This window comes from uncultured Aquincola sp. (genome assembly GCF_964001545.1).
Classification (GTDB): domain Bacteria; phylum Pseudomonadota; class Gammaproteobacteria; order Burkholderiales; family Burkholderiaceae_C; genus Aquincola.
This window is the reverse complement of record NZ_CAXFDV010000696.1, coordinates 1-7,192: the sequence shown is the minus strand read 5'-3', so window position 1 is coordinate 7,192 and position 7,192 is coordinate 1. Positions and strand designations below refer to the sequence as shown.

Genomic DNA, 7,192 nt, shown 5'->3' with positions numbered 1-7,192 from the left:
GCGGCGCTGACCGGTGCGCCGGTGGCCTTCCTGGGCCTGCTCGATGCCGACCGGCTGTGGTTCAAGGCCTCGGTGGGGCTTGATTCGCCGCAGGCCGAGCCGGCTGCTGCGCACGCGGGCCAGGCGCTGTGCGTGATCGACGATCTGCAAGCCGATGGCAGCGCCGCGACCACCGCCCTGCGCGCCGCCGCCCCCAACGCCCGCAGCTATGCGGGCCTGGCCCTGGTGGATGAAGCCGGCCAGCTGCTGGGCACGTTGGGCGTGCTGTCGCCGAAGACCCATGCCTTTGGCGCTGCCGAAGTGCAGCGCCTGCAGGACGCCGCCGTGCTGGCCGGCACCGCATTGCTGGCGCACTACCGCGCCGTCTCGCTGGCGCGGGCGGCCAAGGCCGATCCGGTCACCGGCATTGCCGACCGCCGCCGCTTCGACGAAGCGCTGGACGTGGAGCTGCAATATTCGATGCGCACCGGCGAGCCCTTCAGCGTGCTGTCGCTGTGCATCAACGGCCACCGCGACATCGCCACCGGCTTCGGCCGCGCCATCGCCGACGACGTGCTGCGCGAGGTGGCCCGCCGGCTGGGCCATCAGGTGCGCGTGGGCGACCTGCTGGCGCACCTGGGCCAGGCCGAATTTGGCATCGTGATGCGCCATGGCGCCGAAGCCGAGGCCGGCGCGCTGGCCGCCCGCATCGAGGCCGCGATGGCCGAGCCGGTGCAGCTGGGCGATGGCGAATCGCTGGGCGTGAGCATGTCGCTGGGCGTGGGCGCGTACGACGACGAAGTGGTCTCGGCCGCGCAGCTCTACAGCCGTGCGCACCGGGCGCAGCGCCTGGCCGCCGAACGGCTGGAGCGGCGCGTGAACATGGTGGGCAAGCTGCTGGAAGCCCCGGCGCTGCGCCTGGTGGCCGGCCGCCAGGGCGACTGACATTTCAATCAGTTCTTGGCCCTGAAAGGGGCTGGCGGGCCCGGGCATGGCATACCATGAACCGTCACCGATCCAGCCCTTCTGCCATGTCCATTGCCACCACCTCCACCCCCATTCCCGCCACGCTCATCCCGGGCGACGGCATCGGCCCTGAAATCGTCGACGCCACGCTGGCGGCGCTGGACGCGCTGGGCGCGCCCTTCGAATGGGACCGGCAGGAGGCCGGCCTGGCCGGCGTCAAGTCGGCCGGCGACCCGCTGCCCAAGGCGGCGCTGGACAGCATCCGCCGCACCCGGCTGGCGTTGAAGGGCCCGCTGGAAACGCCCTCGGGCGGCGGCTATCGCTCGTCCAACGTGCGGCTGCGCGAAGAATTCCAGCTCTACGCCAACCTGCGCCCGGCACTCACCATCGTGCCCGGTGGCCGCTACGAGAAGGTCAACCTGGTGGTGGTGCGCGAAAACCTCGAAGGCCTGTACATCGGCCACGAGCACTACGTGCAGATCGACAACGACCCGCACGCCGTGGCCATGGCCACCGGCATCAACACCCGGCAGGGCAGCCGCCGGGCGCTGGAGTTCGCCTTCGAGTACGCGGTGGCCAACGGCCGCAAGAAGGTGACGCTGGTGCACAAGGCCAACATCATGAAGGCGCTGACCGGCATCTTCCTGGAAACCGGCCAGCAGCTGTATGAAAGCAAGTACAAGGGCCAGTTCGAGCTGGAGACGGTGATCGTCGACGCCTGCGCGATGAAGCTGGTGCTCAACCCCTGGCAGTTCGACGTCATCGTCACCACCAACCTGTTCGGCGACATCATCTCCGACCTGGTGGCCGGTCTGGTGGGCGGCCTGGGCATGGCGCCGGGCGCCAACATCGGCGCCAATGCCGCCATCTTCGAGGCGGTGCACGGCTCGGCGCCCGACATCGCCGGCCAGGGCAAGGCCAACCCGGTGGCGCTGATGCTGGCCGCGGCCATGATGCTGGACCACGTGAACCGGCAAGACCTGGCGACCCAGCTGCGCACCGCCATCGACCAGACGCTGAACGTCGATCAGGTGCGCACCGGCGACCTGGGCGGCAAGGCCAGCACGCCCGAGTTCGCGCAGGCGGTGGTGGCCCGCATCAAGAACGGCTGAAGCCGGCCCGCACACCCCGCCGCCGCGCGGGGTGGTATCCATTCGTTTCGCCAGCTCAAGTGCGCCTGCACGCAGGTCGAAGCTCCTGACAGGAGCGATGCGCCTGCCGCGCAGCCGCCCCGCAACGGGCCCCTGCACCGCGCCCGCGGTGCACAAGGTGGTGAAGAGGCCTGGTCGGGGCAGGTACAGTGGCAGCAGCCGATGGCGAAGTGTGCGCGCCGCTCCGGGGACATGAACCACCACCGGGGCAGACACCATGGCGCGCATCCAACGATCTTCCTTCCGCAAGCAGTGGCACCAGGCCGTGCGCCGCGCCCTCAACGTGATGCCGGTGCGCTGGCGCTTCGCGCTGTACCGGCGGATGATCGATTGCGACCCCGCGCCGCCCGGGCACCTGCAGCTCAAGATCGCCGACACGCGTGAAGAGCTGACCGCCTGCTTCCAGCTGCTGCACGATGCCTATGTGGCCAGCGGCTTCATGAAGCCGCACCCCTCGGGCCTGCGCGTGACGCCCTACCACGCGCTGCCCACCACCACCACGCTGTGCGCCAAGATCGATGGCCGCGTGGTGGGCACGATGTCGATGATCCGCGAGGGCGTGTTCGGCTTTCCGCTGCAGGCCGCCTTCGACCTCAACGAGGTGCGCGCCAAGGAAGGCCAGATCGCCGAGATCTCGGCGCTGGCGGTGCACCCCGACTACCGCAAGACCGGCGGCGCCATCCTGTTTCCGCTGATGAAGTTCATGTACGAGTACTGCACCCGGTACTTCGATGTGCGCCACCTGGTCATCGCGGTGAACCCCGACAAGATCGAGTTGTACGAGTCGCTGCTGTTCTTCCAGCGGCTGCGCGGCAACGTGGTGGACAAGTACGACTTCGCCAACGGCGCGCCGGCCGTGGGCGCCACGCTGGACCTGGCCCAGGCGCCGGCGCTGTTCGAGCGGGTGTACGGCAGCCGCAGCGCGCGCAAGAACCTGTTCAAGTACTTCGTGCAAACGCGGCTGCCCCACATCCAGCTGCCGCAGCGCCGCTACCACACCACCAACGATCCGGTCATGACGCCGGAGCTGCTGGACCACTTCTTCAACCGGATGACCCAGGGCTTTGCCGAACTGGACGAGCGCAAGCGGCTGCTGCTGCGCTCCATCTACGGCCTGCCGGACTACGACCCGGTGCTGCCCGGCCGCCAGCCGCAGGCCATCGGCCACCACCCGCTGCGGCGCCACCAGCGTTATTCGCTGCGCTGCCCGGCGCAGCTGGTGCTGGGCGGCGTGGCCTTGCCGTTGACGGTGATCGAGGTTTCGGCCGGTGGTTTCCAGGCCGAGTGCAAGGTGCCGCTGCCGCTGGATGCACAAGGCACGGCCGTGGTGGAACTGGGCGACCAGGAGCGCTCGACCCTGCAGGTGCGCATCATGCGCAACGGCGGGCGCAGCTCGGTGTATGGCGGCTTCTACGGCTTCAAGCTGCTGGGCGCCGACGAGCCGTGGCGCCGCTGCGTGGCCGCACTGGAACAAGGCCAGACCGCGGCCGACCTGATGCGGCCGGTGGCGGTGGCGGTGGCCGATGTGGCCGCGGCGCCTGCACCTGCACCTGCGGCTTCACCCGCATCCGCACCTGCGACCCCGCGTGGGGTGGGGCCGCTGGCCGCGGTGGGTTGAGGCTCAGCGGCTGCGGTACACCACGTCCCGCAGCATCGGGTAGATCTGCGTGTCCCACCGCCGGCCGCTGAACACGCCGTAGTGCCCCACGCCGGGCTGCACGTAGTGGCTCTTGCGGGTGGGGCGCAATTCGCTGCACATCTCGTGCGCGGCCAGCGTCTGGCCGACGGCGCAGATGTCGTCGCGCTCGCCTTCGATGGTCAGCAGGGCGGTGCGGCGGATGGCCTGTGGCCGCACCGGTCGGCCGCGCCAAGTGAGCTTGCCCAGCGGCAGGTCGTAGTCCTGGAACACGCGCTGCACCGTCTCCAGGTAGAACTCGGCCGGCAGGTCGGCCACCGCGAAATACTCTTCGTAGAAGCGGCGCACCGGCTCGGCCTTGTCATGCTCGCCGGCGGCCACCGCGGCATACATCTCGCGCAGCGATTGCACGTGCCGCTCCAGGTTCATGCTCATGAAGGCCGACAGCTGCACGAAGCCCGGGTACACCCGCCGCAGCGCGCCCTTGAAGCGCAGCGGCACGCGGGCGATCAGGCGCTGCTCGAACCACGAGATGGGCTTGGTGACGGCCAGCTTGTTCACCGCCGTCGGGCTGATGCGGCAATCGAGCGGGCCGGCCGCCAGCGTGAGCGTGCGCGGCGTGGCGGGGTGCTCGTCTTCGGCCATCAATGCGGTGGCGGCCAGCGCGGCCACGCAGGGCTGGCAGATGGCCAGCAGGTTCACGCCGGGGCCGATGTGGGCCATGAAGTCGATCAGGTGCTCGATGTACTCGTCGAGCCCGAAGCGGCCGGCGGCCAGCGGCACGTCGCGGGCGTTGTGCCAGTCGGTGATGTACACGTCGTGGTCGCGCAGCGTGGTGCGCACCGTCTCGCGCAGCAGCGTGGCGAAGTGGCCCGACATCGGCGCGGCGATCAGCAGCGGCGGCTGGTCGGTGATGCCGGGCTTCTTGAAGTGCAGCAGCGAAGCGAAGGGTGTGGCCAGCACCACTTCTTCTTCCACCGCGGTCGGCTCGCCGTGCACCCGCACGCTGTCGATGCCGAAAGGCAGCCGCTGGTGTGTGACCTCGGCCAGGCTGAACACGTCCAGGGCCGCGGCGGTCTTGCGCACGGCGGGCAGCTGCAGCAGCGCCTTCAGCGAGCCTTCGAACAGCGGCAGGCTGCTGCGCGCCATCGCACGCCAGGGCCACATCAGATCGGCATGCGCCTGGTAGGTGTCGTAAAGCATGCGCAGTCCACGCAACTAACGAGCCAGCGTGGCACAGCAGTTGCGTCGATCGCCCCGTCGTTGTCGCTCAAGGAACACCATGGCCCGCGCCACGTTGACGATCAGCAGCAAGAACTACTCGTCCTGGTCGCTGCGCGGCTGGTTGCTCACGCGTTATGCCGGGCTGGAGGTGGACGAGATCCGCGTCGCGCCCGACGACATCGCCGCCCGCAAGGAACTGCTGCTGATGTCGCCTTCCATCCTGGTGCCCTGCCTGCGGCACGAGGGCGCCACCGTGTGGGACACGCTGGCCATCGGCGAATACCTCAACGAGCTGAGGCCCGAGGCCGGCCTGCTGCCCGCCGACCGCGTGGCGCGCGCGCATTGCCGCTCGGTGTGCGGCGAGATGCATTCGGGCTTCGGCAACCTGCGCTCGGCGCTGCCGATGAACCTCAAGGGCGATTCACCGGGTTTTCGCATCTGGGACCGTGCGCAGGCCGACATCGACCGCGTGCTGGAGATCTGGCGCGACTGCCTGCAGCAGTACGGCGGGCCTTACCTGTTCGGCACGCAGCGCGGCATGGCCGACGCGATGTACGCGCCGGTGGCCACCCGCTTCAAGACCTACCATGTGGCGCTGGACGAGCTGTGCGGCGGCTATGCCGCCCGCATGCTGGCCGAGCCCGAGATGCAGGCCTGGCGCCGCGCCGCGCTGGAAGAGCCCGACGACATCGAAGAGCTCGACATGGAATTCTGATCAGGCGGGCTGGCGGCTCAAGCGGCTGGCCAGGCGCCTGGCGCTGGCACCGCGCAAGGGCCTTCCACGTCCACGGTGCCGAAGTCGGCCGGCCCGACGATCTCCAGGTACTCCATGTCGGGCGAGTAGTCGAACAGGAAGTGCACGATGCCGGGGCGCTGGTGCACCATGTCGCCCGCTTCGACCAGCGTTTCCTGGTCGCCGTACATGAAGCGCGCCCAACCTTTGAGCATGTACACCAAGTGGAACTGCGCCTCATGCCGGTGCCAGCCGGTGCCTTTTTCGGGCGCGGTGTTGGCCTTGACCAGCTGCGCGATCACCTGGCCGTTGGTGGCATCGGCCACGCCCAGGTCGCGGTAGAGGAAGAAGTCCCGCAGCCCTTCGCCGCGCCACAGCGTCTGGCCGGGCTTGACGTGGGAGAAGCGCGTGGTCGTGGTGTCCAGCATGCAGGCCTCCATCGGCGAAGTTGATGCGCTGCAGCATGCATGCGCCGTTCCACCCCGGCGCGGTGCACCACGGGCGGCGCCTATCATGGGCTGCGCTGGCGGTCCACCGCCCATGGCCACCCAGGCGGCTGCGGTGCACCCTCGGGTTGCCAGCTGTCGTCGCCTTGCCGCTCCTGCCGCCCCTGCCGTTTCGCATGCCCACTGACGCGCCGCGCTCCGCCTCCATCCCCGTGCCACCCCGCCCGCTGCAACGGGCCGCCGCCCGCCTGCTGGGCGACTGGGTGTTCGAGCTCTCGCGCAGCACGCTCAAGGCCGACGCCCTGGCCGGCCTGCTGGGCGCGGTGCTGGTGCTGCCGCAGGCCATCGCCTTTGCCACGCTGGCCGGGCTGCCGCCGCAGTTCGGCCTGTACACCGCAGTGCTGCCGTGCCTGGTGGCAGCGCTGGCCGGCAGCAGCCAGCATGTGATGTCGGGGCCCACCAATGCCAACTCGCTGGCGCTGTACGCGATGCTGGCGCCGCTGGCCGCGGTGGGCACGCCGCAGTACGTGCAGCTGGCGCTGGTGGTCACGCTGATGGTGGGCGTGATGCAGGCGCTCATCGGCCTGCTGCGGCTGGGCACGCTGGCCAACTTCATCTCGCCGGCCGCGCTGCAGGGCTTTACCGCCGGCGCCGCGCTGCTGATCGCGGTGCATGCCTCGCACGACCTGTTGGGCATTGCCTTGCCCGCCGGCCAGAGCGCCGGCACCGTGGTGGTGGAGGTGGTGCGCCGCATCGAAGGGCTCAATCCCGCTGCGCTGCTCGCGGGCTCGCTGGCGTTGGCCACCGCGCTGGGTCTGCGGCGCTGGCGGCGCAGCTCACCTTTCATGCTGATGGGCCTGGCCGCAGGCACGCTGGCCGGCTGGTGGCTGGCCCAGGGCAGCCTGTGGCCGCCGGTGCGCACCGTGGGTGAAGTGGGTTCGGCCTGGCCGCCGCTCACGGTGCCGCAGGTGTCGTGGAGCCAGGTGCCCGAGCTGGCCGGCCTGGCCTTTGCGCTCACCATCGTGGCGCTGGGGCAGTCGTTTTCCATCGCCAAGGC

At 69.9% G+C, this 7,192-nt stretch carries 7 protein-coding genes; 5 read left to right on the top strand and 2 right to left on the bottom strand.

The window, feature by feature from the left end:
- The 3 genes from ABNT58_RS24465 to ABNT58_RS24455 all read left to right on the top strand — a co-directional run.
- Positions 1–924 (top strand): diguanylate cyclase (locus ABNT58_RS24465; protein WP_348755999.1); only part of this gene is annotated, 924 nt, incomplete at its 5' end.
- An 86-nt stretch (positions 925–1,010) separates the two neighbouring features.
- A complete protein-coding gene (locus ABNT58_RS24460; protein WP_348755998.1) occupies positions 1,011–2,057 on the top strand; it encodes an isocitrate/isopropylmalate family dehydrogenase in 1,047 nt (348 codons plus the stop codon).
- A 256-nt stretch (positions 2,058–2,313) separates the two neighbouring features.
- On the top strand, positions 2,314–3,714 hold the full coding sequence (locus tag ABNT58_RS24455; RefSeq protein ID WP_348755997.1) for a GNAT family N-acetyltransferase: 1,401 nt from the start codon (positions 2,314–2,316) through the stop codon (positions 3,712–3,714).
- A 3-nt stretch (positions 3,715–3,717) separates the two neighbouring features.
- On the opposite strand, the gene phaZ is transcribed toward ABNT58_RS24455, so the two are convergent.
- Positions 3,718–4,935 (bottom strand): polyhydroxyalkanoate depolymerase, encoded by a 1,218-nt coding sequence (phaZ, locus tag ABNT58_RS24450; protein WP_348755996.1) that lies wholly within the window; start codon positions 4,933–4,935, stop codon positions 3,718–3,720.
- A 79-nt stretch (positions 4,936–5,014) separates the two neighbouring features.
- Between phaZ and ABNT58_RS24445 the strand changes: the two genes are divergently transcribed.
- Positions 5,015–5,671 (top strand): glutathione S-transferase family protein, encoded by a 657-nt coding sequence (locus ABNT58_RS24445; protein ID WP_348755995.1) that lies wholly within the window; start codon positions 5,015–5,017, stop codon positions 5,669–5,671.
- 17 nt (positions 5,672–5,688) lie between these two features.
- Here ABNT58_RS24445 and ABNT58_RS24440 read toward each other — a convergent pair whose 3' ends face one another.
- Positions 5,689–6,117, bottom strand: coding sequence for a cupin domain-containing protein (locus tag ABNT58_RS24440; protein ID WP_348755994.1), 429 nt, complete (start codon positions 6,115–6,117; stop codon positions 5,689–5,691).
- A 194-nt stretch (positions 6,118–6,311) separates the two neighbouring features.
- On the opposite strand from ABNT58_RS24440, the gene ABNT58_RS24435 reads away from it, so the two are divergent.
- Positions 6,312–7,192, top strand: an 881-nt coding sequence (locus tag ABNT58_RS24435; protein ID WP_348755993.1) for a SulP family inorganic anion transporter, incomplete at its 3' end; no start/stop codon positions are given.

Coding starts and splice junctions, on each gene's coding strand:
- ABNT58_RS24460 (WP_348755998.1), top strand. CDS start 1,011: ATGTCCATTGCCACCACCTCCACCCCCATTCCCGCCACGCTCATCCCG.
- ABNT58_RS24455 (WP_348755997.1), top strand. CDS start 2,314: ATGGCGCGCATCCAACGATCTTCCTTCCGCAAGCAGTGGCACCAGGCC.
- phaZ (WP_348755996.1), bottom strand. CDS start 4,935: ATGCTTTACGACACCTACCAGGCGCATGCCGATCTGATGTGGCCCTGG.
- ABNT58_RS24445 (WP_348755995.1), top strand. CDS start 5,015: ATGGCCCGCGCCACGTTGACGATCAGCAGCAAGAACTACTCGTCCTGG.
- ABNT58_RS24440 (WP_348755994.1), bottom strand. CDS start 6,117: ATGCTGGACACCACGACCACGCGCTTCTCCCACGTCAAGCCCGGCCAG.